General features: G+C 40.9%; 22 protein-coding genes and 1 pseudogene. 9 read left to right on the top strand and 14 right to left on the bottom strand.

The features are described 5' to 3' along the window. Positions 1-379 precede the first annotated feature (379 nt). The 13 genes from CJ263_RS16370 to CJ263_RS16310 form a co-directional block, all read right to left on the bottom strand. Positions 380-1,492: an alpha/beta hydrolase family protein gene (locus CJ263_RS16370; protein WP_094998250.1), complete on the bottom strand. Its 1,113-nt coding sequence runs from the start codon at positions 1,490-1,492 to the stop codon at positions 380-382. 185 nt (positions 1,493-1,677) lie between these two features. Next, entirely contained in the window at positions 1,678-1,992 is a 315-nt protein-coding gene (locus CJ263_RS16365; protein WP_094998249.1) for a GIY-YIG nuclease family protein, read from the bottom strand. Positions 1,993-2,134: 142 nt separating this feature from the next. Next, positions 2,135-3,007 (bottom strand): amidohydrolase family protein, encoded by an 873-nt coding sequence (locus CJ263_RS16360; protein WP_094998248.1) that lies wholly within the window; start codon positions 3,005-3,007, stop codon positions 2,135-2,137. A 174-nt stretch (positions 3,008-3,181) separates the two neighbouring features. After that, positions 3,182-4,480: an MFS transporter gene (locus CJ263_RS16355; RefSeq protein WP_094998247.1), complete on the bottom strand. Its 1,299-nt coding sequence runs from the start codon at positions 4,478-4,480 to the stop codon at positions 3,182-3,184. Positions 4,481-4,483: 3 nt separating this feature from the next. Further along, a complete protein-coding gene (locus tag CJ263_RS16350) occupies positions 4,484-6,349 on the bottom strand; it encodes a feruloyl-CoA synthase (protein ID WP_094998246.1) in 1,866 nt (621 codons plus the stop codon). Between the two features lie 4 nt (positions 6,350-6,353). After that, a complete protein-coding gene (locus CJ263_RS16345; protein WP_094998245.1) occupies positions 6,354-6,887 on the bottom strand; it encodes a DUF3237 domain-containing protein in 534 nt (177 codons plus the stop codon). Positions 6,888-6,904: 17 nt separating this feature from the next. After that, positions 6,905-7,684 (bottom strand): crotonase/enoyl-CoA hydratase family protein, encoded by a 780-nt coding sequence (locus CJ263_RS16340; RefSeq protein ID WP_094998244.1) that lies wholly within the window; start codon positions 7,682-7,684, stop codon positions 6,905-6,907. A gap of 7 nt (positions 7,685-7,691) precedes the next feature. After that, positions 7,692-8,459 (bottom strand): 3-hydroxyacyl-CoA dehydrogenase, encoded by a 768-nt coding sequence (locus CJ263_RS16335; protein ID WP_094998243.1) that lies wholly within the window; start codon positions 8,457-8,459, stop codon positions 7,692-7,694. A gap of 218 nt (positions 8,460-8,677) precedes the next feature. After that, the gene (locus tag CJ263_RS16330; protein ID WP_094998242.1) at positions 8,678-9,592 is read right to left on the bottom strand and encodes a helix-turn-helix domain-containing protein; all 915 of its coding nucleotides are present in this window, start codon (positions 9,590-9,592) and stop codon (positions 8,678-8,680) included. 4 nt (positions 9,593-9,596) lie between these two features. Continuing rightward, entirely contained in the window at positions 9,597-11,378 is a 1,782-nt protein-coding gene (locus CJ263_RS16325; RefSeq protein ID WP_094998241.1) for an acyl-CoA dehydrogenase, read from the bottom strand. 3 nt (positions 11,379-11,381) lie between these two features. Next, positions 11,382-11,756, bottom strand: coding sequence for a DUF7009 family protein (locus tag CJ263_RS16320; protein WP_094998240.1), 375 nt, complete (start codon positions 11,754-11,756; stop codon positions 11,382-11,384). Beyond that, positions 11,753-12,340, bottom strand: a complete 588-nt coding sequence (locus CJ263_RS16315) for a precorrin-2 dehydrogenase/sirohydrochlorin ferrochelatase family protein (protein WP_094998239.1) — start codon at positions 12,338-12,340, stop codon at positions 11,753-11,755. The genes CJ263_RS16320 and CJ263_RS16315 overlap by 4 nt, the downstream gene beginning before the upstream one ends. A 184-nt stretch (positions 12,341-12,524) precedes the next feature. Then, positions 12,525-13,112 carry a DUF4202 domain-containing protein gene (locus CJ263_RS16310; RefSeq protein ID WP_094998238.1) on the bottom strand — a complete coding sequence of 196 codons (588 nt, stop codon included), beginning with the start codon at positions 13,110-13,112 and terminating at the stop codon, positions 12,525-12,527. Positions 13,113-13,579: 467 nt separating this feature from the next. On the opposite strand from CJ263_RS16310, the gene CJ263_RS16305 reads away from it, so the two are divergent. The 6 genes from CJ263_RS16305 (at position 13,580) to CJ263_RS16280 (ending at position 19,944) form a co-directional block, all read left to right on the top strand. Further along, complete coding sequence (locus CJ263_RS16305; RefSeq protein ID WP_094998237.1) at positions 13,580-15,511, top strand: tetratricopeptide repeat-containing sensor histidine kinase; 1,932 nt, start codon at positions 13,580-13,582, stop codon at positions 15,509-15,511. A gap of 496 nt (positions 15,512-16,007) precedes the next feature. Beyond that, entirely contained in the window at positions 16,008-17,123 is a 1,116-nt protein-coding gene (locus CJ263_RS16300) for a tyrosine-type recombinase/integrase (RefSeq protein WP_094998236.1), read from the top strand. Between the two features lie 151 nt (positions 17,124-17,274). Continuing rightward, positions 17,275-17,823 carry an HNH endonuclease gene (locus CJ263_RS16295; protein WP_094998232.1) on the top strand — a complete coding sequence of 183 codons (549 nt, stop codon included), beginning with the start codon at positions 17,275-17,277 and terminating at the stop codon, positions 17,821-17,823. A 170-nt stretch (positions 17,824-17,993) separates the two neighbouring features. Continuing rightward, complete coding sequence (locus CJ263_RS16290) at positions 17,994-18,542, top strand: HNH endonuclease (protein ID WP_094998232.1); 549 nt, start codon at positions 17,994-17,996, stop codon at positions 18,540-18,542. 201 nt (positions 18,543-18,743) lie between these two features. Beyond that, positions 18,744-19,235 (top strand): hypothetical protein, encoded by a 492-nt coding sequence (locus tag CJ263_RS21015; protein WP_158657183.1) that lies wholly within the window; start codon positions 18,744-18,746, stop codon positions 19,233-19,235. 160 nt (positions 19,236-19,395) lie between these two features. Further along, complete coding sequence (locus CJ263_RS16280; protein WP_094998232.1) at positions 19,396-19,944, top strand: HNH endonuclease; 549 nt, start codon at positions 19,396-19,398, stop codon at positions 19,942-19,944. A gap of 230 nt (positions 19,945-20,174) precedes the next feature. Here CJ263_RS16280 and CJ263_RS16275 read toward each other — a convergent pair. Continuing rightward, a pseudogene (locus CJ263_RS16275) lies at positions 20,175-21,635 on the bottom strand (IS1182 family transposase); the annotation flags it as partial. 261 nt (positions 21,636-21,896) lie between these two features. On the opposite strand from CJ263_RS16275, the gene CJ263_RS16270 reads away from it, so the two are divergent. From CJ263_RS16270 to CJ263_RS16260, 3 genes are all read left to right on the top strand, one after another. Then, on the top strand, positions 21,897-23,144 hold the full coding sequence (locus CJ263_RS16270; RefSeq protein WP_094998234.1) for a multicopper oxidase family protein: 1,248 nt from the start codon (positions 21,897-21,899) through the stop codon (positions 23,142-23,144). Between the two features lie 21 nt (positions 23,145-23,165). Further along, the gene (locus CJ263_RS16265) at positions 23,166-24,374 is read left to right on the top strand and encodes a hypothetical protein (RefSeq protein WP_094998233.1); all 1,209 of its coding nucleotides are present in this window, start codon (positions 23,166-23,168) and stop codon (positions 24,372-24,374) included. A gap of 161 nt (positions 24,375-24,535) precedes the next feature. Next, complete coding sequence (locus CJ263_RS16260; RefSeq protein ID WP_094998232.1) at positions 24,536-25,084, top strand: HNH endonuclease; 549 nt, start codon at positions 24,536-24,538, stop codon at positions 25,082-25,084. Positions 25,085-25,171 lie beyond the last annotated feature (87 nt).

The following is a 25,171-nucleotide window of genomic DNA, read 5'->3' as shown; positions in this document are numbered from 1 at the left end:
CCTTCGCATCCTCTCCTGCCAAACTAAGGATGTATCCGCTCCGCCGTTTCCAGACCGCTTGGCTCTTTGGAAACTCCAACTCCCATTTCGCCCGAATCCATCCTTGTTTGGCCACGGAAATGCTACGAGGGCGGTTTAAAGTGTGTGTCTGTTTGCTGAGCTGACATGTGATTTTTATTTAAATGCTATTGATTCCATCTTAAGATACCTATCTCTAAAAATAATTGCAAAACCCGTTTTTGTCCCCTTGAGCTGCCTGTCCTGAGCGCAGTCGAAGGGCAGTCGAAAGGTTCGATGTGACATAGAGACCCATTAAGGGTATAGTTATGGATATGCATACAATTTTATATTAGCTTCAATAATTTTAGAAATAAGCTTTTTATTCTACCGGCCCGGGGATGGGTTTTTTTCCGGTTTCCACCCAACTTAACAAACTTTCAAAGGCCATTTTCGTCTCTTCCGGTGAAAATTGACAGTGTCCCTGACCTTGGGTATAATACACCGATAAAAATTCGGTTTTACCTTGATCAATGACCATATTCTCAAAATTGGTGACGCCGTAATTAGGTGGGATCAACTGATCGTAGATCGTATGCATCAACACCACAGGGGTATCGATATTGCCCGTGCGATCATACTTGCTAAAGATGACACCTGGATCTACCGTAGCCGCCAAACGCTCCGCTTTTTGGTTGACTTCCCAATCATTGGGAAACCCCGAATAGACCGTATTGGTATTGTCAAAAGGATTTCCACCGGACTTTTGGGCCAAATCCCGCAATACATTTTCGTTAAAGAACAAGGAAAAGGGCAAGTCCTGAAATTTAAGGTCGAAACGCTGTGCAAAGGCCACTCCCAAAGCCGAATCCTTTTCTATAATCGCCTTGGTAATCTCCTGTGCCCTCGGCACCATTTTTCTTGGGTCCTGCGCCTCGTAAGATTTTTCCAAATCAAAAATATCCGTAAGGCTGGTGACCACTCCGGGGAACAAACCGTTGAACGTAGCATACATATCGAACTCCTTCCTGCATTGTAAATAAGGTCGGCTGGATAATGGACAGAGCGCCAATCCCCCATCATAATGCTCCCCAAAATTTTCCAACATCGCCAAGGTCACCCCACCACCCATAGAGTGTCCCGCCATAATGGTCTGTTTGGGCTCCCCATATTTTTCGGTAAAATAGTTTCGTAAGGCCTCTGTATCGTCCACCCCTTGCGGCAATGCAAAACCTTGGTAGGCATAGTCCGACGCAGCCACGGCAAAACCTTTGCCCAGAAACAGGCTCATTCTATCCTGAAAATTGGGATCCTCGCTTTGCAAGGGCGTGCCCATAAAGGCGTAGCCATGGGCATACATCACCAAGTTTCCGTTCCAGTCCTCGGGAACGAATATTTTAAATCCGGCACCATTTAGTTCGCCGGTTTCGGTCTTTACGGGGGTTTGGGCCGTTATGGAACCCACAACAAATAAAAGCAATAAAAGTATTCTCATTTTGATATTTTAATTAGTTTCATTTTTATCCTTCAATTCTATTTTTTATCTATACCTGAGTACGGGTTGTCACATCGAGCGCAGTCGAGATGTCTCACCGAGCAGCTTGTCTTGATCGCAGTCGAAGGACAGTCGAGTTTTGTCCGGTCGAGCTGTCACATCGAGCGCAGTCGAGATGCGAGACCTCACTTAGGTCTAAAATCATAATGGCTTGCATTTCTGCATTCCGCCAATATCCTAAGCATCTTTTCATCTCCATTTACTAAGGCATGTTTTTTGGCTTTACTCCATTTTTTTATTTTCTTCTCAAAGAAAATAGCCTGCTCTATATCATTGAACATTTCATGCCATAGTAACTTAACCGGGCGTCGTTTAAAGATGAAACAGGTATTGTTCAGTCCTTTTTGATGTTCATTAACACGACGTGTTATATCGTTGGTGACTCCGGTATACAGCATCCCATCATTGCATTCAAGAATATAGACATAATAGGCTTTCATTTTGTTCTTGAGGTCTCGACTGCGCTCGACCTGACATACATTGAATTTTTATTTTTTTTTGAGGTCTCGACTGCGCTCGACCTGACATTTATTTACCCTAGTTTATTTTTAGGTCTCGACTGCGCTCGACCGGACAATAATTTTACTTTTTATTTAATCCTAACATTTCAATAGCGTTTTCCTTTAAAATCAAGGGTTTAACCTCATCCTTGAATCCTGCTTCCTCAAAGTCCTTCAACCAGCGTTCCGGAGTAATCAGTGGGAAGTCCGTACCAAATAACATTCTCTTTTTGAGCAAGGTATTGGCATATTGCACCAATTGTTTTGGAAAATATTTGGGCGACCATCCGCTTAAATCGATATACACATTGGGTTTGTGCATGGCCACCGATAACGCTTCGTCCTGCCAAGGCCAACTGGGGTGGGCAATAATAATCGGGGCATCGGGAAAATCGATGGCCACCTGATCTAAATGCATGGGGTTGGAATACTCCAAACGCAGTCCGCCACCACCCCGCACCCCGGAACCATAACCGGAATGTCCGGAATGGAACAGCATGGGCAAATTGTATTCCGCAATCACCTCATATAAAGGGTAGGCCATTCTATCATAGGGGTAGAACCCTTGTACGGTCGGATGAAACTTAAATCCTTTTACGCCATAATTTTCGATAAGGTTTCTGGCCTCCCTCGCCCCCATACGCCCTTTATGCGGGTCGATACTGGCAAAGGCAATCATGACATCCGGATTGGCCATGGCACCCTCGGCGACTTCCTCATTGGGAATCCGTTTTTTTCCTACCTCATGCTCCGAATCGATACAGAACATCACAAATGCCATATTGAGGGACCGGTAGTAATCCGCCGTTTCCTGAATGGTGGGACGCTCGTCCGATTTAAAATACTTGGCAAAGGCTTCATCAAACTCCGGCCTATACGCATCATGGGGTTGGGTACAGGAACGCTCCGCATGCGTGTGTACGTCTATGGCCCTTATGTTTTCTATGTCTATCATGTATAGTTTTTAGTGCTTAGTTTTTAGTAATTATAGTTGGAAATTTGCTTTGCGCAAAGAACTTTCCCTTTTTAACTCCTTACGTATTACTATTTGCGGCATACAGTTCGCTTCAATATTCATTTTAAACTTTAATCTTTTAACTCTTAACTCTTAACTACTAACTATGAACTCTCAAGATATCCTTTTGGAAGAAAGATAAAAAGTGACAATACCGGCCAAAAATATCGGCACGGCAAATATCATAAAGGTGGAAGCCATCATAAAACCCATACCGATCAACACTCCACCTACCGCAGGTCCTATTACGCCTCCCAAACGTCCCATACCAATGGCCCAGCCGAGTCCCGTTGTCCTGAAGTTGGTGGGATACATTCTCGCAGCTACCGCATATAGACCTACAAATCCACCTTGCAGGGTAAATCCTAAAAGGCCAAAGACAAAGAGCAGCCAATCCGAACCTATAAACCACCGAAACACCATCATAAGCACCGCTGTCAAAATAAGGTACACCGCAATGGTTTTCTTTAACCCGAATTTGGAGGAAAAGTAGCCTTGAAGGATAATTCCACCCCAGGCCCCGACATTAAATACCGTACCCGCGTAAATGGCCAGAGAGAGGGAAAGCCCGGTAGTCTCCGCCATTTTTGGAATCCAACTCGTCAAAAAATACAAACATCCAAAAGCCAAAAACAGCGCAATCCACAATTGGATGGTCGGTATTCTGAATTCATCGTTCAGCAATTTTTTCACCGGAATACCACTGCTTTTGGTTTCTGGTTGTGGATACGCATCGATAGGTTCAAAACCCATTTTTATAATGGTTTTGTTCGCCTTGGCTAGTCCATTTTTAGGTTGTTTGTTGAAATAAAAATCAATGGATTCCGATAGGAAAATAAGAATTAAGGGAATGGTCACGAAGGAGGCCAGACCCGCCAATTTAAACATGGCCTGCCATCCACTCGCGGGAACTAGCGAAGCCGCCACCAAACCCGATAAAACAGCCCCTACCGGATACCCGGATATGACAAAACTGACCCAAAAATCCCGGGATTTGTTCGGCGTGTATTCGGCCGTAAGTGCCGCCGTACTGGCCAGCATACTTCCAATACCGATACCACTGATAAAACGTAGGGCAATAAGTTGGGTGACGTCGTTGGTCCAAGCCGTTAACATGATACTTGTCCCCATGAGCAGGGCACTTAGGACAATCATTTTTTTACGTCCCATCTGGTCGGCAAAAGGTGCCAAAAACAAAGCCCCCAAGGTCATCCCGGCCAGTCCGGCACTAAAAACGATACCCAAGGCCTCCGGACCCACGTTCCATGATTTGGCAATGGCCGGGGCACAATAGGAAATGACCAGGACATCCATGCCATCCAAAATATTCATTAAGAAGCAGACCAAAATAGTACCGTACTGCAATTTGGACATGGATGATGAATCTATAAGCTGCTGTATATTCTGCTTCATAATCTAGTGTTTGGTTTCGAGTATTCCCGGGTATAAAGTTTGATCATAGATTCTTTCCACAATCTCGTTTCTGTGTTTTAGGAAGGAACGTTGGTTGATGGATCCTTTGTCGGTTATTTCCCCTTTGTCGATGCTCAATTCAAAATCGGCAAACATGGCCCGTTTCACTTTGGTGGAGCTGCCGGTAGCCTTTTTTGCCATGGCATCCAATAGATTTTGAAGAAACTCCTTCAACTCGGCACACTGCATCATTTCAGGTAGTTTCATGGCATTCGTTTTCGCATTTGGTATCAATTCCTTACAGCGGTTGACATCGGGAATCAGTATCGCGCCCAAATAATCACGATCATGCCCAGTGATTACGACATCGCGCACAACCCCATCGGCATGGGCAATCAACTTGGCCCTTAAAACGCCAACACTCACCCAAGTACCGGAACTGAGCTTAAAGTCCTCTGCAATCCGTCCATCGAACACCATTCCGGCGTTGGGATCCTCTTCGTCTATAAATTTTAAGGCATCCCCTGTTTTGTAGAAACCTTCTTCATCAAAGGCAGTTGAAGTTGCTTTTGGATTTTTCCAATAGCCCGGAGTAAGGTTATTGCCCTTGAACCGAGCTTCCAATTTATCGCCATCGGGAATCAACTTGACCTCTAGTCCGGGTACCGGCACCCCCAAAACCCCTGAGGTACTTCCATACCGGGTATTGAACATGGCGGACGGACTTGCCTCGGTCATGCCCAATCCAGAAGCAATTAAAATTTTCTTTCCGATGGTTTCCAAGGCCAGATTCTCCAATCCGTTCCAAACATGTTGCGACATACTGGCCCCTGCATAGAAAAACATCTTTAGGCGCGAGAAAAACAATTCCCGCAGTTCATCGTCCTTTTTTAGAAATGGAATCAATTCCTCGAAGCCTTTGGGCACGTTAAAGTAAACCGTTGGGGCCAAGTCCTTTAGATTTTTAACGGTTTTTAGAATACCGTCTGGGGTGGGATTTCCTTCATCGATATACAGCGTACCGCCATTATATAGGGCTAAACCAAAATTGTGGTTCCCGCCAAAGGTATGGTTCCAGGGCAGCCAATCCATCAATTTTAAACCTCCATCCTTAAAAAAGGGAAAGGTCTGCGTAATCTGTTGCCAGTTGGTGGTCATATTGCAATGCGTGTTGATCACCCCTTTGGGCAATCCCGTAGACCCAGAAGTAAACAATATTTTAGCGATGGTTTTTGAACCGACTTGTTTATTCCGATTTTGAACCGCTTCGGTTACCGGAGTCTTCAACGCATCTTCAAAGGAATAGTCGGAAGTACTACCATTCGTTACTGTCAACACAGGAATATTTGGAGCAGTGACAGCCAAGGCCTTTTGAAAAACCGACTTATCGTCAACAAATACCAAACCCGGTGTCAATAAGGAGATACAATGGATCAGTTTTTCATATTTATCCGACCTTAAGCTATATGCAGGACTGATGGGTGCATAGGGAATTCCCACATGCATGGCGGCCAGCGCCAAAAGCCCATGTTCCAGACCATTTCCTGAAAGTATGGCAATAGGTTTTTCTACGGATGCGTCACTTTCCAGTAAAAACTGAGCCAGGTGCTGTACCTTTTCCCACACTTGGGCGTAGGTCAATTTTATCCATTCGTCCAGTGGACCTCGCTGTGCCAAAAAAACCGTATCGGGCGTATGCTTTGCCCAATACCCTAACCGTTCTGTTATGGTCTCCGGACAGGGTTCCAGGGGGATATTCGATTTTAAGTAGATGACCCCTTGATTATCTACGCTTTTTTGAATGTCTATTGGAAGCGTCGGCACTTCCAGATACGCTATTTCCTCCACTGACGCTGTGTTTTTCGACATATCCCTAGTTAACTTGATAAAAACGTATGATGACCTCGTCCGCCAAACGGGCACCGCTGGCTACGGCGATAATCTTATTGAGCCATTTATATTTTTCATGGGAGGTTTCAAAAGTGGCGGCCGTGCGCATATAATACTCACTTGGGTCCACATCTTCACCGTTTTTCATGCGTTGCAAAACTTCCGGAGAGGCATGTCTTACCCCCTTGTTTACAATATAAATCAGTGCGCCATCATCGGTTTGAAGGGTATATTGTGCTACAAGGTCCGCCGTACCGTCTTCCCTTACGGTTTGCCAATCGGCTCCACCCCTTAAAATCTTTCCTTTTAATTTGGGACCTTCAAAGGTACCTCCCACGATATTGATGATACGTCGGTTACCATAGGTGGTCACACCCAATTCCTGGGCCGGCTCCAAAAGGACATTTTCCTCAAAAAGGAATTCCAAAGTGGGTTCAGGAATTTTGGATTGTGCATTTACTTCAGTAAAAAAGCCTATTACCAAACACACCCAAAAAAACAATATTCTCGTTCTCATCTTTGTATGCTAAATTCTTAGTTTTCTCCTACTTTTTTTGCCCTGCCTTCCAAAAAGTCCCTCAACCGTTGTTTGGCCTCCGGGGCATCTTGGGCTATGGCACCGGCCATAGATTCCATCATCAAACCAACATCATGACCGCCATCCACTATCCGTGGCAGAATATTGGTAAGCGCAAAATTGGTCATGGGAGCGTTTTCACTAATTTTTTCCGCCAGTTCCTCCGCTTTTTCCATGCCTTTTCCTGTTTTTTCAATGTATTGGGACAAACCTATTTGATAGCCTTCATCCGCCTTGTACACGCGACCTGTCAGCATCATATCCGTCATTCTTGAAACACCGATAAGTTTGGGAAGTCGAACAGAGCCCCCTCCCCCAACAAAAATACCGCGCTGGCCTTCTGGAAGGGCGTAGAAGGTGGATTCATCGGCCACCCGAATATGGCAGGCACTTGCAAGTTCCAGACCACCGCCTACACAGGCACCGTGCAACAACGCAACCACCGGAACGGTACTGAATTGAATTTTATCCATGGCACTGTGCCATTTGCGGGAATGCAACATGCCCTCGATGGCGGAACTTTCCTTTAAATCCGATAGGTCAAGCCCCGCACAAAAATGCTTGCCCTCTCCATAGATTAAAATACATTTGGCCTCTTTGGGAACATTGGAAAACACATGTTCAATCTCCACAATCGTATCCGTATTTACGGCATTCCGTTTCTCCGGTCGGTTCAGTCCGACTAGGAAAACCTTACCCTTGAGTTCCGTTTTAATATTTTTATAGTCTGTACCCATATTCCATTTATTTAGCCGTCATGCGTATGGCCCCGTCCAAACGAATTACCTCGCCATTAAGCATTTGATTTTCAATGATATGTTTTGCCAATGCCGCGTATTCCTCCGGCTTACCCAATCGGGAAGGAAAGGGTATTTGTTGCCCCAGGGATATCTTGGCATCCTCTGGCAACCCTTGGAGCATCGGAGTTTCGAATATACCCGGGGCAATCGTCATTACCCGAATCCCAAACCGGGCAAACTCCCTGGCAATGGGCAAGGTCATTGAAACGATACCTCCCTTGGAAGCCGAATAAGCTGCCTGCCCTATTTGACCATCAAAGGCAGCGACGGAAGCCGTATTTATGATAACCCCACGCTCACCGCTTTCACCCACTTCATTCTGTTGGATTACCTCAGCGGCCAACCGCAGCACATTAAAGGTCCCTATTAGATTGACCTGTATCACTTTGGAAAAATCTTCCAGTTCGTGCAGACCCTCCTTGCCCAATACCCTCCAGGCCGGACCAATTCCTGCACAACTGATGGCCCCGTGAAGGACCCCAAACTTCTGAACCCCATCATTTATCGCACTACGGACACTTTCCTCATCCGTAACATCCGCTTTTTTAAACAATGCGGACGTTCCCAAATTTTTGGCCAAACTGCTTCCCTCCGCTTCTTTTAGGTCGATAAGAAGGACATGTCCACCATGGTCTACAATCGTATTGGCAACGGCAGCTCCCAATCCGGAAGCCCCGCCTGTGATTAAAAATGTTTTATCCTTAATGTTCATTCGTTTATTTATTCAATTTCTAACTAAAAAAGCACTTTTTTATATGAACTTAAAAATGCTTATATCCTCAAAATTTTTAAGAGAAATCTATCTATTTCACGAGAATAAAGCCCGATATTTAAATTATTTACAAATTTTTACATCTAAAATTATTGTAAAATAAGGTAAAGTCAGTGATTTATTTTAGCTAAAACTTATGGTTTTTTATGCAAAATCAATCATTTTAAAATACTCCTGTATTCACGGGGCGTCATTCCAGTCTGCGTTTTGAAAAATCGTGTAAAATCGCTCTGATCCACTTTGCCCACGTTGAAGGCAACCTCGGCAATGGATAAATCGGTCTGACGTAATAATACTTTGGATTCCAAAATCCTCATATTGGCCAGCAAGGAATGTGCGGATTTCCCGGTGACCGACTTCACACATTTGTGCAAATGGTTTTTGGAAACGGATAAATAATCGGCATACTCGGCCACAGTTTTCTTCTCCCGAATAAAGCGCTGTAACGCGTCCTTATATTGTTCCGTAATCTTGAGGGCCGCCAAGTGAGGTTTTGATTCCATTGACGAAATATCGACCTGCTTGTTTACTTCCTTTAACAAAGTGGCCAAGTACATGGGAATTAAATCGAATCGATTTGTGTCCCCCTTCCTATATTCATCTTCCAATATTTTTAAGATATCAGGGATAGTCCCCAATTCCTTAATCTTTACCAAAGGACTGGCGTTGAACCTGAAAAAGGCAAAATCCTTTTCCAAATTTATCTTCAGTAGGGTTTCCTGAAATATCTCGGAACTAAAATGACAATAAAACCCAGCAATATCCTTACTGACATATTCCAGGGAGGTAATCTGATCGGCCGGAAGAAAGTAAAAATGGCCCGGCAAAATTTCGTAGCTATTTAAACCTTTGCTCCGTACGGCCTTGCCTTGGGTCAAGAAAATGAAAAAATTCACCGTTCGCCGATGGGGCAAAACGGGTACCTTCAAGTGTTGGGCATATTCCTCTATTCTAGTAATATGAAATTTATGATAGGAAGGATAATTGGGTGGTTTCCACCCCGGAAACAAAAACTCATCGAATTGGGAGGTGGTGAGGCTGGGTATTTTGGAATAGTCCTTTGAATCGGCCATTGTTCTACATCAAAATTTCATCATCATCCGTCTTCACCGTAGTTCGTTCCAAACTTAACAAGCGTTCTTTTAGACCTTTCAAATTGGGAATTTCATAGGTAAAGAAAAACTCCATGGTCTTAACTTTAGATTTCAAGAAAACAGCATCGGGTCTTTCCTGCATTTTTTCATAGGCCACGATAGCTTGTTTTATCCATTGCCAACCTACGTTCAACGTACCGAAAAACTCCATATACAAATTGGCATCGGCAAGGTAGATGTCGGCCGTGTTCTTTTTTGTGAGTTCCGCCAGATGTTGGGTGATCTCGAAAAAATGTTCAATTTCCAAGGACAACCTAGACGCAGATGCCTCAATTTCCTTAATTTCAAGAGCTTGATGGACATCCTTCATCACCTCATCTCGCCAAATAGCCAAAGCCTTGCCTTGATCTCGTAGTACCTGTCTGCCCAATAATCCCAAAGCATGAATACCTGTAGTGCCCTCATATATCGGAAGGATTCGGACATCCCGTGCCAATTGCTCCAAGGGGAAATCAGCCGTATATCCGTATCCGCCAAAAACCTGTAGTGCCTGGTTTACGGAGCTTACCCCATGTTCCGCACCATAGGTCTTGGCCACCGGGGTCAACAAATTCAACAAACGGGTATATTTTTCCACTTCATCCTCATTAGGACTATGTTTTTGAAGGTCCAAGTAACTATAGCATTGTAAAATGAAACCCAAGGTTCCTTCCAAAAATGCCTTTTGCGATAACAACATGCGCCTAACATCCGGATGATTGATAATGGCCACGGATTCCGACGCATCCTTGGATTCATCCAAATGTTTGCCCTGTTTGCGCTCCTTGGCATACCTAAGTGCATGGTAATAGGCGGCCGAAGCGATACCCGCTCCCATGGAACCTACACTTAACCTAGCATTGTCCATCATTAAAAACATGTGCGACAGCCCTTTATGGGCTTCACCCACAAGATATCCCACACACGTATCGTTGGCCCCAAATTCCAAATGCATGGCGGGCGTAGCTTTCTGTCCCATTTTATGATAGATACCGATGGAGCCTACGTCATTATCCTCCCCATTTTCCAAGCGGGTGGGAACCAAGAACAGGGAAATTCCCTTAGTGCCCTGGGGAGCACCCTCTATTCTTGCCAAAACGAGGTGAATTATATTTTCCGTGATATCATGATCCCCCGCCGAGATGAATATTTTTTGCCCTTTTATTTGGTAACTACCGTCGGATTGGGGAATAGCTTTCGTTGTGATGTTCGCCAAGGAACTGCCCGATTCCGTTTCTGTTAGGCACATAGTTCCCAGCCATTTCCCGGATAACAGATTGGGCAAAAAGCGCTGTTTTTGTGCTTCTGTTCCAAAGGTGGCAATGACATTGGCCACTCCTTTTGCCAAATCGGTATACATGATAAAGCTGTTGGACTTTGAACAGAGTATGAAATCGATCGCCGCGACAATCGTTTTGGGAATCTGAAAGCCGCCTAAGGCCTCCGGTAATGCAGCTCCCACAAAACCGGCCTCGGCATAGCTCTTCACAAATTCATGAACGGCGGAATGCACCTGGACCCTGCCATTCTTTAGTTCGGGCTCGTTTCTATCGGATTCTGCAATATGCTCGGGTTTTATTTTATCGGCCAACTCGGAAGCCGTATCCAATATCATTCCTAGGTTTTCCTTATCATACTCCCCAAAAAATGTTAGTTTGTTCAATTCTTGAACGGACAAGACATCGAACAAAATAAAATCCAAGTTTTCCCTTGAGTACAATTTCATGGCCTAAGTGTTGTTTTCAAGTTTTGGATTCGGGTAATTATCCGATTGGTCTTCTGCCCTATTGTCCATACACACAAAATCCTTTTCCAACAAAAGCGACAAGGTGGTGTCCTTTGAGGTCTTTATTTCCGAGTTGAAACCTACCATATCATTGTTTCCCCATGCCACAGCTTTATGCTTGTTCAGGTACATGGTAATGGTATCGTTTACAAAGTCCACATTCAATTCCGGTGTGGCTGGATCCGCCTTAATTGCATATATAAAGGTCTTTCCGCCAAAGGGGGTCTCCTCTTGGTAATATCCCGTTTGCGCCAAAGTTTCGACTTCACTTTTTGTGAGTCGGTATCGCACCGTATTCCCTTTGATTCTAATTTTCATTCCTCTTTTTTCTTACTCACCAATCCTTTGGTGAATTCATTTAAGGTCTCCACTTTTTCTTCAAAATCGCCCTTTATAGTCTTCCTAAATTCATTGAGGTTTTTGACCAAATCGTCAATATTCTCGGGGATGACATCCTCAAAAAACTGTCGTAATCTTTTGGCGGTCGTGGGGGATTTTCCATTGGTGGAAATGGCCACTTTTACATTACCCTTAGTGACGATACCTCCCATGTAAAAATCACAAAATGGAGGGTTGTCCGCCACATTCACTAAAATACTGCGTTCCCTACAATCATGATACACTTGCTCGTTCACGGCAACATTATCCGTTGTGGCCACGACTATGTGTTTCCCATCCAAATAGAAAGTATTATACTTATCCTCATGCATTATGATGTTTGAACTTTTGGCCAATTGAACAGTTTCCTCCCGAAACATTGGGGAAACCATTTCTACCATTGCATTGGGACTCGATTTTAAAAGAAAGGTCAATTTCTCCAAGGCCACGTTACCCCCTCCCACGATTAATATTTTTAGGTTGGAAACTTTTAAAAAAATGGGGTATAGTTCATTTCGCTCCATTTACTCTATGTTGTTCGGTTTTCTATATACATTTTTAATGTTGACTTCAATCCAACTTTTCTGTCTCCTCGAGCTGAGTCAAGAGGTTTTAGAATTGATAAAACAAATTAGGTCTCGCATCTCGACTGCGCTCGATATGACAGCTCGACCTGACATTCTTTTAAACAAAGATTAAAATTCCTTTTTACGATAATGCCCTTTCCACTAGCCTCTTGGATTTTTGGGACAATGGAAGTCTTAAGGCAGCCTCCTGACCTTTTTCGGACATTTTACGCCATGTTTTTTGCAAAATATCCACCACTTTTTCCTCCTGATGTTCCTTGGCGAACGGCTCAAAGTAAAATTCCAGAAAAACCAAACAAATGACATCCTCCAAAATTTGGGTTTCCTCGTTTCGTTTCAGTTGCTTTTTTTCCAGCAGAAATTTTACCTTGTCTATCGTTTCCGAATCATATCCAATATCCTGTAAAATCTTTGAGGCTTTTTCGGCATGAAACTTTTTAAGGTCCTGTCGCCATTTTAAATATCCAACACGATTCATTTCGTATGAATCCCTAGGAATTTCCCATCTACAAATATGTTGTGCCCTGGCCGTTAATTTTAAGGCTTCAGAGGCGTCAGGTTCGAATTCATTGAGCTTTTCGGTCATCCGAATCGCATACAAAACCTCCTTGGGATAATCCTTACCAAGATAGGTTTCCCTATTAGGGTCTTTTTTGTTCGCTTCATCAAAAAGTTCAAAAGCCTTATACATTTTATCCGAAGTAGGCATGGTTCAATTTTTTAAACTAAGATACAATAATGGATACAGCTATGTCTTCGTACCGTTGATTTATTGATTCCTCTTATAGGATTACCTTTATAAAAATACTACCGTAGAATTACCTACAACAGCTAAAAAGGAAAATCAGTACCATCTCATTATGGATTGAAGATACCGATACGGGTTTACCTGCAATGACAAGGTATCAAAGAGTCATTATTACTGTAAATTAATATCCTAAATAAGGAAGACTCGTATTCTAAACAGATCCCTTTTTTATGCTAATAGGCATCTGGGAAAATTGATTTTTATTGAATATGAACCGTTTCAAATGTTAAATTCATTATCCCAATATACTGGAATTGAGTAGTATAAAAATTCCAGAGAAGGAAGCCCGAACAAACAAGGAATGAACTTGTACTAAATTACCCTCAATATCGTTTTTATATATAATTTCCTACAAATCCCCCGGAAGTATGCATATTTCAATTATTGGTAGAAAACCATTGAAGACCATATGTTTTTTTGTCATTGTTCTTATGAATTTCTACTTGACAAACGCACAGAATGTTCAGGAACTTGAATTTTTACTTTCTCAACCGGAGTTAACAAAAAGGGAACGGATAGATATTTTATATACCCTAAGCCGTGAATTGACCTATGTCAACAACCTAAAGTCCCTTGAGTATGCCGAAGAAGCATTACATCTTGCCACGGAGATTCAAGACATTGATGGCATCGCATACAGTTATAGAATACTTTCCAGCATCTATGCCATTAACGATAATTATTTCATGAGCATGGAGTATATCCACAAAGCCCTGGATATTTTTGAAAAACGTAACGATGAGGAAGGAATAGCGAACTGTTACATTTCCTTGGGCCATATTTATCGCGGTTTGAACAATCGTTCACAGGAAATAAATTTTCATAAAAAATCCTTCGAAATCTTTAATCGTCTTGAAAGAACAGAGCGTATTGGGGTTTCGGCACACAATCTTGGCGAAAGCTATTATAATAATAAGGAATTCACAAAAGCCGAAAACCTTACCCGTTTCGCCATTCGCATAAATGATTCAATACTCAATCTACCTGTGCTTTCAAGTTGCTACAAAGTAATAGGTCTAATCAAGGAACATGAAAAACAAATAGATTCGGCGAATTACTATTTTAATAAAGTACTTCAAATTTCCGATGAACTAGGAGATAATGCACAAAAGGTGGCCACGGTTGAAGCTTTAATGCACTTGGCTAAAATCGCAGAAACAAATAAAAACTATAATCTTCAATATCAATATCTTGAGCAAACGGAAGCCTTTTGTGAAAAATTTAATTTAAACCGGTCGCTGCTCAGGGTTTATCACGAGTTACAAAAATTCTATTTAGATAAGAATAATACAGAGAAGGCTTTGTACTATCTCAACGCATACAATGAGCTTTCCAATGCTATACATAGGATTCAATTAGAAGATCGAAATAGACTTACGGAAAGTATGGCTTCCATTCACCAATTAAATACAACAACCGAAGCCCTTGAAAAAGAAAATGCGGCCCAGGCATCAACTATTTTTTATCGCAACATCAGTTTATGCATCACGGCCCTCTTTTTAATAGGACTATTTGTGGTGATGAGAAAACTGAGACGTATTAATAAGGAATTAATCGCCCAAAATAAAACCATAAATCATCAAAAAAATGAATTGCAAGAACTCAACGCTACAAAAAATAAATTCTTTAGTATCGTTGCCCACGATTTGCGAAGTCCTTTAACCTCTTTGAAATCTTTTAGTTCCGTATTGGTTGATCATATCGATTTGTTGAGCAAGGAAGAAATCCTGTCCATGGGAAAAAAACTAGACATATCGGTTGACAACACATTGAAAATGGCCGACAATTTAATTGTTTGGGCCAAAAGTCAAATGAACGTTATCGAGGATAAAAAGGAACTAATACATTTAAAGCAAGTGGTTAACGATGTTGTTCTAATTTTCAAAGAAATTGCGGGCAACAAAGAGGTAAGACTCGTCACTTCCATAATGGGTTCCCCTAAATTTATGGGGGATAAAGATCAGGTGGAGTTTATCATTCGAAATTTGATCAATAATGCCATAAAGTTTACCCCACGAAAGGGAATTGTAAGCGTATCAGTCACACAAACTTCCAAACACATTAAAATAGTTGTTGCCGATACAGGGGTAGGTATGTCTTCCGAGTTTAGGGATAATCTTTTTTCCATTCAAAAATCCAAAGGAATCCTAGGTACCGAAGGTGAAAAAGGGAGTGGTCTTGGACTCGTACTTAGCTCCGAATTTGTTAAACGAAACGATGGAGAAATACAAGTGGAGAGCTTAGAGGAAAAGGGTACTACCATTACTGTAACACTCACGAGAGAAAAAAATGTGGCATGATAAAAAGCACGATATGACTTTCCATATAATAAGATGACCTATATTATAATAAAGGATTTGGGAATATCGCGGAAATTCACTTCTAATTAGTCTCAACTGCTATTATCAATACAAAAAGCCCGAACATATAACAATGTTCGGGCTTTAAAGTCGGGGTGGCAGACTTAGCCGAGCACCCACAATTTACTGTTATTCAGCATTTTATAGTTAATTCTTAAATTTTGCACACCTGATTGCACAACAAAACCATCAAAAGAACTTCAGAGATATAATTTGCTCTCTTTTCGTTCCGTCAAGATACAAAAAATTGCAAAAAAATTAATGAAAGCCCCTCAAAGGTCGAATCTTTCAGTGATGTTATTTAGAATCTCCAAAATTTAGCAAAGCATTCATCCTTCACAAGTTAAGACTCCTTAATTTGAATTGATTTTGTAATTTGAAACATATTATTTACAGTAATTGGCCCAGAATACACTAAAGAATCTAAAAAATTTGGATGAAAACTGTAAAACTGATTCAAGGAAAACAAAATGGGGATGATGTTATTATCATTAGCTTCTATGCCAATGAAACATTGGAAAACCATCTTATCCAACTAAAGGAGTTGAATAGAGATAATTCAAACGGTAAATTCTATATCAAGAACACAGGCCAGAACTTAAGTCTTGTATTCAATCATATGCGCAAGATAAATTGCTATGTGGACTATACCGAATTAAAGCAAAAGCAAACTGTTAAAACTAAAAAGAAAGTAAAACTTTATTTGCCGCCCATTGATTCACCGAACAAACAAGACTTGGATAGGTTCAGGAAGTGGTTGGAGGAGAAAAGATTGAGTCCCAACACTATAAACACCTACGTTGAGGTTACCAATTTTTTTCTCAGGTACAACATCTTGAAAAATTCTAGAAGCCACTCAAAAAGGTTGGTCGAATCCTTTAATTATGAATTCATCGTCCGGGAAGGAAAATCGATATCCTATCAAAATCAATGCATCAACGGCATAAAGAAGTATTTTTTGTTCAAGGGCATAGATATTGGTGCGTTAAACCTAACCAGACCAAAGAAAGAGAGAAAACTTCCCGTTGTCCTGAGCAAGGAAGAGGTAAGGTCCATCATCGATGCCACCCACAATCTAAAACATAAAACACTATTGTCTCTTATCTACTCCGGTGGGCTAAGAATAGGTGAAGCTATCAATCTTCGAATCGACGATATAGACAGTGGAAGAATGTTGATACACATAAAAGGCGCAAAAGGAAAAAAAGATAGATATACATTATTATCAGCCAGTTTTTTAAGAATGCTTCGGGAGTACTATAAACAGTTTAGGCCAAAAGAATATTTATTTGAAGGTCAAAAAGAATTAAAATATAGTGCCGGTAGTGCACAAAGTGTTTTAAAAAAAGCTGTTATGAATTCGGGAATACGGAAAAAGGTTACTCTTCACACGCTAAGGCATAGTTTTGCAACACATTTATTGGAAAGTGGGACCGATATCCGTTATATCCAAGAGCTTTTGGGGCACAATAGTCCAAAGACCACAATGATCTATACACATGTGACCGAGAATAGTATCAAAAACATCAACAACCCATTCGATAACCTTTGATTATCTTTATATTGCATACTGAGTAAATAAATGGAAACTATACAAAACAATAATTTACAAAACATGGGCATAGCCAACCAAATTGGCGGTATATGCCTAACAAAGTTCAGCATATAAACAAGTTGTAGTGCATTTGAGAAAAGCATTTAGGATGATAAGAAACTATTGGAATGAAGAATGGAAAGAGGTCGAATTTGACGATGGAATTGCCGAAAATGAAAAGTTCAAAATCTCAAATTACGGCAGAATTATAAACTGCAAAACCGATAAGGAATTTTTGGTTAAAGAATACTTTATAAACGGATATCAGAATTTATCAGTCAAACAAAAACAGAACGGAAAATCGACCAGCAGATACGTGCACAAACTTGTGGCAGAACATTTTCTTGAACAGAACGACGGAATTTATGTCATTCATCTGAATTATGATAAAACCGACAATCGAGTGGAAAACTTAAAATGGGCAACCAAAAGAGAAAAGGAAATTCATCAATTCAACAATCCGAATTGGGAAAAAGTTGTGCAAAAAAGAGGTAAAAAAATCGGAAAACTAAACGAGGGAAAAGTGAAAATCATTAAACGCCAGTTGAAAAACGAAAAGAACAGAATCAATATGATTGCAAAACGCTTCGGAGTTTCGGACACACAAATCCATAGGATAAAAAAAGGAGAGAATTGGAGTTCTGTAACCGAATATTAACGAAAAAAAACGCACTACAACAATGGCTATAATTCATTGCGGTTGAATTCCTAATCGGAATTCAACGCTTTTTTGCTATCTTTCGGCTACGGCGGAAAGAATCCTGCGGATTTTTCCGCAACGAAATCATAGCCGAGACCGTTGTAGTGCATTTGAGAAAAGCATTTAGGATGATAAGAAACTATTGGAATGAAGAATGGAAAGAGGTCGAATTTGACGATGGAATTGCCGAAAATGAAAAGTTCAAAATCTCAAATTACGGCAGAATTATAAACTGCAAAACCGATAAGGAATTTTTGGTTAAAGAATACTTTATAAACGGATATCAGAATTTATCAGTCAAACAAAAACAGAACGGAAAATCGACCAGCAGATACGTGCACAAACTTGTGGCAGAACATTTTCTTGAACAGAACGACGGAATTTATGTCATTCATCTGAATTATGATAAAACCGACAATCGAGTGGAAAACTTAAAATGGGCAACCAAAAGAGAAAAGGAAATTCATCAATTCAACAATCCGAATTGGGAAAAAGTTGTGCAAAAAAGAGGTAAAAAAATCGGAAAACTAAACGAGGGAAAAGTGAAAATCATTAAACGCCAGTTGAAAAACGAAAAGAACAGAATCAATATGATTGCAAAACGCTTCGGAGTTTCGGACACACAAATCCATAGGATAAAAAAAGGAGAGAATTGGAGTTCTGTAACCGAATATTAACGAAAAAAAACGCACTACAACAATGGCTATAATTCATTGCGGTTGAATTCCTAATCGGAATTCAACGCTTTTTTGCTATCTTTCGGCTACGGCGGAAAGAATCCTGCGGATTTTTCCGCAACGAAATCATAGCCGAGACCGTTGTAGTGCATTTGAACGCAACCAATTGAATGTTAAAGCATCTGAATAGAAAGTTGAATTATGAAAAAATTACTTATTCTTTTTTTAATTGGTATTTTATTTACAAGTTGTTCTAGTGACGATGACAACGGAATTGACTGTTCACTTTTTGACCCAGCATTTCCTGAATTGTATATTAGATTAGTTGATGAAACTGGCACCAATTTAATTGAAAATGGAACAATAGACCCTGAAAATATAACTGTTGAGGGCGACTTTTCAAATCCAGGTTTTCAATATATTCCGCCCAACGAATTTGCAGAACCCGATGCAGATATAAGAAAATATGATAAAACTCTTTATCTATTTATTCCTAATGAATCAAATTTTAAGTACACAATTAATTTGGACGACTCGACATCAATCATTTTGAACTTTGAAGCAAGGTTTGCTGAACTTCCTTGTGAAGTATCTTACTATATACCGACCAAACTGACTTTTAATAATCAAAACGTGGAATCGGAAAATGCAGAAACTGATGAACTGATATTCTTAGCGGAAATTAAAATATAAAAACGCACTACAACAATGGCTATAAGTAATTGCTTGTTCTCGTCTACTTCTGAAAATCCTCGCGGATTTTCAGTTTGGTGTGTACTTGCAAAATTAAGTGCTAACCCACGCAACTACTCATAGCCGGACCGTTGTAGTGCATTTGAGAAAAGCATTTAGGATGATAAGAAACTATTGGAATGAAGAATGGAAAGAGGTCGAATTTGACGATGGAATTGCCGAAAATGAAAAGTTCAAAATCTCAAATTACGGCAGAATTATAAACTGCAAAACCGATAAGGAATTTTTGGTTAAAGAATACTTTATAAACGGATATCAGAATTTATCAGTCAAACAAAAACAGAACGGAAAATCGACCAGCAGATACGTGCACAAACTTGTGGCAGAACATTTTCTTGAACAGAACGACGGAATTTATGTCATTCATCTGAATTATGATAAAACCGACAATCGAGTGGAAAACTTAAAATGGGCAACCAAAAGAGAAAAGGAAATTCATCAATTCAACAATCCGAATTGGGAAAAAGTTGTGCAAAAAAGAGGTAAAAAAATCGGAAAACTAAACGAGGGAAAAGTGAAAATCATTAAACGCCAGTTGAAAAACGAAAAGAACAGAATCAATATGATTGCAAAACGCTTCGGAGTTTCGGACACACAAATCCATAGGATAAAAAAAGGAGAGAATTGGAGTTCTGTAACCGAATATTAACGAAAAAAAACGCACTACAACAATGGTAACCGTTGCGCAAGCCCTTGAACAGCAAAAAAGAGACCTCTTTTAAGCCCTTTTTAGGGGCTTTTTATTTTTAGGACGACCGGGCAATCTAGATTTTTGGGCAACCCTACAAGTGTTCTTTCAAGTTCTTGGCACCCGTTTTTTATAAAAAATAACAAAGCAAGTTTCCCCGCCCCGCTCCCGATAGCTATCGGGATGGAACGTTTTTGGTCGAATTTCAGGTATTTTTTCAGGTTGTACGCGATTGCCGAGAGGTGCATCGCCTTGTTGGCCTGTTTCAATCCTATGGTATTTATCTTCCTGAGCCCCATAAACTGGGTAAGGGTGCCGAAAACGGGCTCGACCGTGCTCTGCCGTTTGCCCTTCATATACCTGCCCTGTGGGCCCTCGACCCGGGCAATGTTCCTTTCGTACTCGGCCCGGTAATAGGTAACGGTGAACTTCTTTTCCTGTGCGCTTTTGCCCAGGCACCGTGCCCGTAAGGGACAGCCAAGGCAGACATGCTTTCTTGCGCGGTACTCCTTCTTCTTTGTCTTGGTGCGGTAATCCAAAAACACTTTGGTAAATGGTATCACCTTGCCCTGTGGACAGATATAATGATCTTCCGTATTGTTATAGGTGAACCCGTCCGGACCACCCTTGTACGTGCCATGGGGCGGGATGAAGCTCTTCAGTCCCCGGGCTTCCAGAAAGGCGTAGTTCTCCCCACTGCTGTAACCGGTGTCCGCTACGCAGTTCTCCCATACCAGGCCTTCTTTCCAGAGCCTGCGTTTTACGCGCTTTACGATGTCCGGGAGGTGTTGGTTGTCCTTCCCGTCCGCATGGTAGGCCCTGATGTCCGTAATGACGTGGTGGGCCGTATCAACGCTCAGTTGGCCCAGGTAGTTCAGCTTTCTCGCCTTGCCCGGTTTTACGCTTATACGCGCATCGGGGTCCGTGGGGCTGTAATGTGTTTTGTTACTGGTATACTTGGCCCCCTTGTTACCGGCCCCCGGCCGTTGGTCCTGGTCCTTCGCCCACTTCTTGTTGCGGCCCTTTATGGCGGAGAGCTCATTGGCGTTGGCGGTAACACTTCGTTGTCCTTTATCGGACCTGTCGCCCTTGCTCTTGCGGTGGGGCACTTCTTTATCCATCGAACTAAGGACCCGCACCTTCCGCAGGTGTTCTTGCAGCTCTTCCTCCGGTACCTTCAGTTCCAAGGTATCCATGCTCGCGTTCGCCTTTACCGGCGCACTGTCGATCGCCTGGGTATGCCCGCTGACCATACCCTTGTCCGCGCACATACTCAAAACCTTGGTGAAGACTTCCTCGAACACACTTTCCGGGAACAGTTGGCGCGTACGGCTTATCGTAGAATGCCATGGCAGCTCCTCGTCGATATCGTAGCCGATAAAGTAAAGGACGTCCAAGCGCATCGAACAATGGTCGATCAGCTTGCGGTCGCTGATAATGTTCTCCAGATAGCCCACAAGGCACAGTTTGAAGAAGACCACCGGGTCGATGCTCTTCTGGCCGCTTTCGCCATAATACCCCTTGGTCAAAGGGTAGAGAAAGTCAAGGTCCAAAGCCCCTTTCAAACGCCTGTAGAAATTGTTCTCGGGTATACGCTCGCTCAACTGGAAATGTGCGAACAGTTTTTCCTGGTAATCCTTTTTTCCCTGCATACCTAAAGTTACGATCGATCTACCGAACGGCAATGATCAAGACCGTTTTTTTCTTAACTTGTGCAACAGGCACAATGGCTATAATTCATTGCGGTTGAATTCCTAATCGGAATTCAACGCTTTTTTGCTATCTTTCGGCTACGGCGGAAAGAATCCTGCGGATTTTTCCGCAACGAAATCATAGCCGAGACCGTTGTGGGTAATACAAAATAAAAATTAAGAAACAATTAATTACATTATGAACTAATAAATACAATAATTATGGACAGACGCGATTTCATTGCAACAGGTGCATTAAGCACAGCAGGGATGATATTTTTCCCGGGTAATCTGCTCGCTAAGGAGAGCAAAGAATTATTAAAGACAAAATTTCCACAACCCTTACCATTCAAACAAGATGGAGAATGGAAAGAGTTTGAACTTTATGTTGATGTCAAAATACAAGAACCGGCACCAGGTTTCTCATTTCACACATTGGCATTTAACGATATGGTGCCTGGGCCAGAAATCAGAGTGAATTATGGTGATAAAGTCAGGGTTAAATTTAAGAATAAGTCAAAATTAAATCACACCATTCATTGGCATGGAATGCATGTGCCTTGGCGTATGGACGGAGTACCAATGGTAACACAACTAAGTGTAATGCCCAATAATGAATTTATTTATGAATTTGAAGCAAAACCTATAGGGACCCATTTTTATCATTGTCATTGGGGAACCGTTTTACATATGCAAGCTGGCATGTTCGGTAGTTTAATAGTTGAAGACCCTAATGATACAATTAAAAAGCAATTCCCTTACGAGAGAGAATATACATTAATTTATTCTGCCCACGATGTAAATTTTATCAGGCAAGAAATGAATAGAATGTTGGAGCGCATGGATGAACGTTCTTATTTAATGAGTAAAGGAAGATTTGACCATGAACGTTGGGCAGTCTTTAATAATCATGACCAATTAAATGAATCTATTAAAAATGGATGGGAACCACCATACGCTTTAAACAGACGTGCACCTGCAGGAATTCCACAGGCTGATTGGTTTACAGTAAATGGAAAATCTTATCCTGATACACCATATCTTTTCATTAAATCTGGTGAAAACATCCGTGTTCGACTCATAAATGCTGGTGCTGAAATACATAATTTACACTTACATGGTCATGATTTTTGGATGGTAGCTGATGATGGTATTCCTATACCACAACCTTGGAAAAGAAACACAGTACCCCTTACACCAGGAAAGACTTACGATATTATAATCGAAGGAAACAATAGAGGTATATGGACATTTCATGACCATGACACCCGTAAAGTGACTAATAATGGTCTGTACCCAGGTGGAAATTTGTTAGCTCTGGTTTATGAAGATTTACCTGAAGATGAATTGATTATCTCTAAGTATTCTGGAAACCCAATGTATAAAAATACAGGGATGAATATGAATTCAAATATGAAGAGTATGCTAATGGGCGATGACAAGCTACCCAAAATTGCTTTAGACGAATAATAACCAATAAATAAAGAAGAAATGAAAAAATATCAATTAACAATAGTATTCCTTGGGTTAATATTTATGCAAGGATATGGTCAAGGAAGAGGTGAAGATTTATTACCTGAAATAGAAATTGGCTTTAAAACCATTACAACAGGCAATTATTATTCAAACAAAGGCATTCCATCCTTAAACATTCCAGTGTTGAATGAAGGAGAGAGAACGATTTCCGATTTTTCGGATAGTTATTTTATGATTGGTGCTAGACAGAAACTATATAAGGGATGGAGAGGTCAAATGGTTTTGGGATTTTCTTTTCCTGATGCCAATACCGGACTGGGTCAGGTTTTCTACAATCAAATAATGGCGAGAGTTGAAAATAAAAAGAATATAATCACAATTGGGCGCACAACTACCCAAACAACATTGGGTTCGTTTACTACTTTTCGTGATGATGATGTAATGCAGTTTAATTATATTTTAAATCCATTCTCAAGTGGCATTAACACAGAAGACAACCAATATGCAAATGTTCTGGAGTACACCCATATATTTAAGGATCGGTTATATGTAACCTTACATGGCGAAAATTATCAATCTTTCAGTAACCCGAATGACTATTCTTTAAATGGAATTGGAGGTTCAATAGTTTACAGAGTACCTGAAAGTCAGGTTTGGAAAAGGGAAATTATAAAAGAAATTGGGGTAAGTTCGGTAAACTTCGATATTGAAAACCCGAATTCACCGGGTTCTAACACTTATTTAAGTAATCTGGCCAGCTATGTCGCTTTAAATATTCATCCGGACCCTGTTCATTTTGTCGATTTCAAAGTATTGAATATCACAAATTTTGGGATTGATGGTATTTCAGATATAACGAGTTATGATGATTATACAAGGAGCAAAAGCCAATCATTTTTTGGAATGGTTCGTTATTTAAACAGGAAACTTGAACGACCTAATTATCAGATATCATTAGGTGGTGGTTACAAGTCATTACCTGAGATCAATGGTGGAGCCAATCAGTATGTTCTTATTTCAAATATGTTTTACAGAATAGGCAACAATTTTGATTTATTGGTTCAATACAGATATCACGAAAACAGAGGTGAGTTAACTCCTTTGTTAGGCAAAAGCCAACATAGATTTCAAGTAGGATTATCCTTCTCTTTCAATAAAATATTCAATAATCAGTTTGATGACAGAAACTCAATTTTGAACTTAGAACATGGGTATATAAAGTAAGTACTACCCACAACATTGTATAAAAGCAATAGCGGGTAAAGTGGTAAATTCAAGGTCTGTACATCTAACAAACTTTTGTGATGTCGGAAAGGTAAATGCCTTGAAATCCGCTACTGCTTTTATACTTGACCGTTGTAGTGCATTTGAGAAAAGCATTTAGGATGATAAGAAACTATTGGAATGAAGAATGGAAAGAGGTCGAATTTGACGATGGAATTGCCGAAAATGAAAAGTTCAAAATCTCAAATTACGGCAGAATTATAAACTGCAAAACCGATAAGGAATTTTTGGTTAAAGAATACTTTATAAACGGATATCAGAATTTATCAGTCAAACAAAAACAGAACGGAAAATCGACCAGCAGATACGTGCACAAACTTGTGGCAGAACATTTTCTTGAACAGAACGACGGAATTTATGTCATTCATCTGAATTATGATAAAACCGACAATCGAGTGGAAAACTTAAAATGGGCAACCAAAAGAGAAAAGGAAATTCATCAATTCAACAATCCGAATTGGGAAAAAGTTGTGCAAAAAAGAGGTAAAAAAATCGGAAAACTAAACGAGGGAAAAGTGAAAATCATTAAACGCCAGTTGAAAAACGAAAAGAACAGAATCAATATGATTGCAAAACGCTTCGGAGTTTCGGACACACAAATCCATAGGATAAAAAAAGGAGAGAATTGGAGTTCTGTAACCGAATATTAACGAAAAAAAACGCACTACAACAATGGTAACCGTTGCGCAAGCCCTTGAACAGCAAAAAAGAGACCTCTTTTAAGCCCTTTTTAGGGG

Origin of the sequence: Maribacter cobaltidurans (assembly GCF_002269385.1) — a bacterium.
GTDB lineage: Bacteria > Bacteroidota > Bacteroidia > Flavobacteriales > Flavobacteriaceae > Maribacter > Maribacter cobaltidurans.
This window is presented reverse-complemented; position numbering and strand designations above follow the sequence as displayed.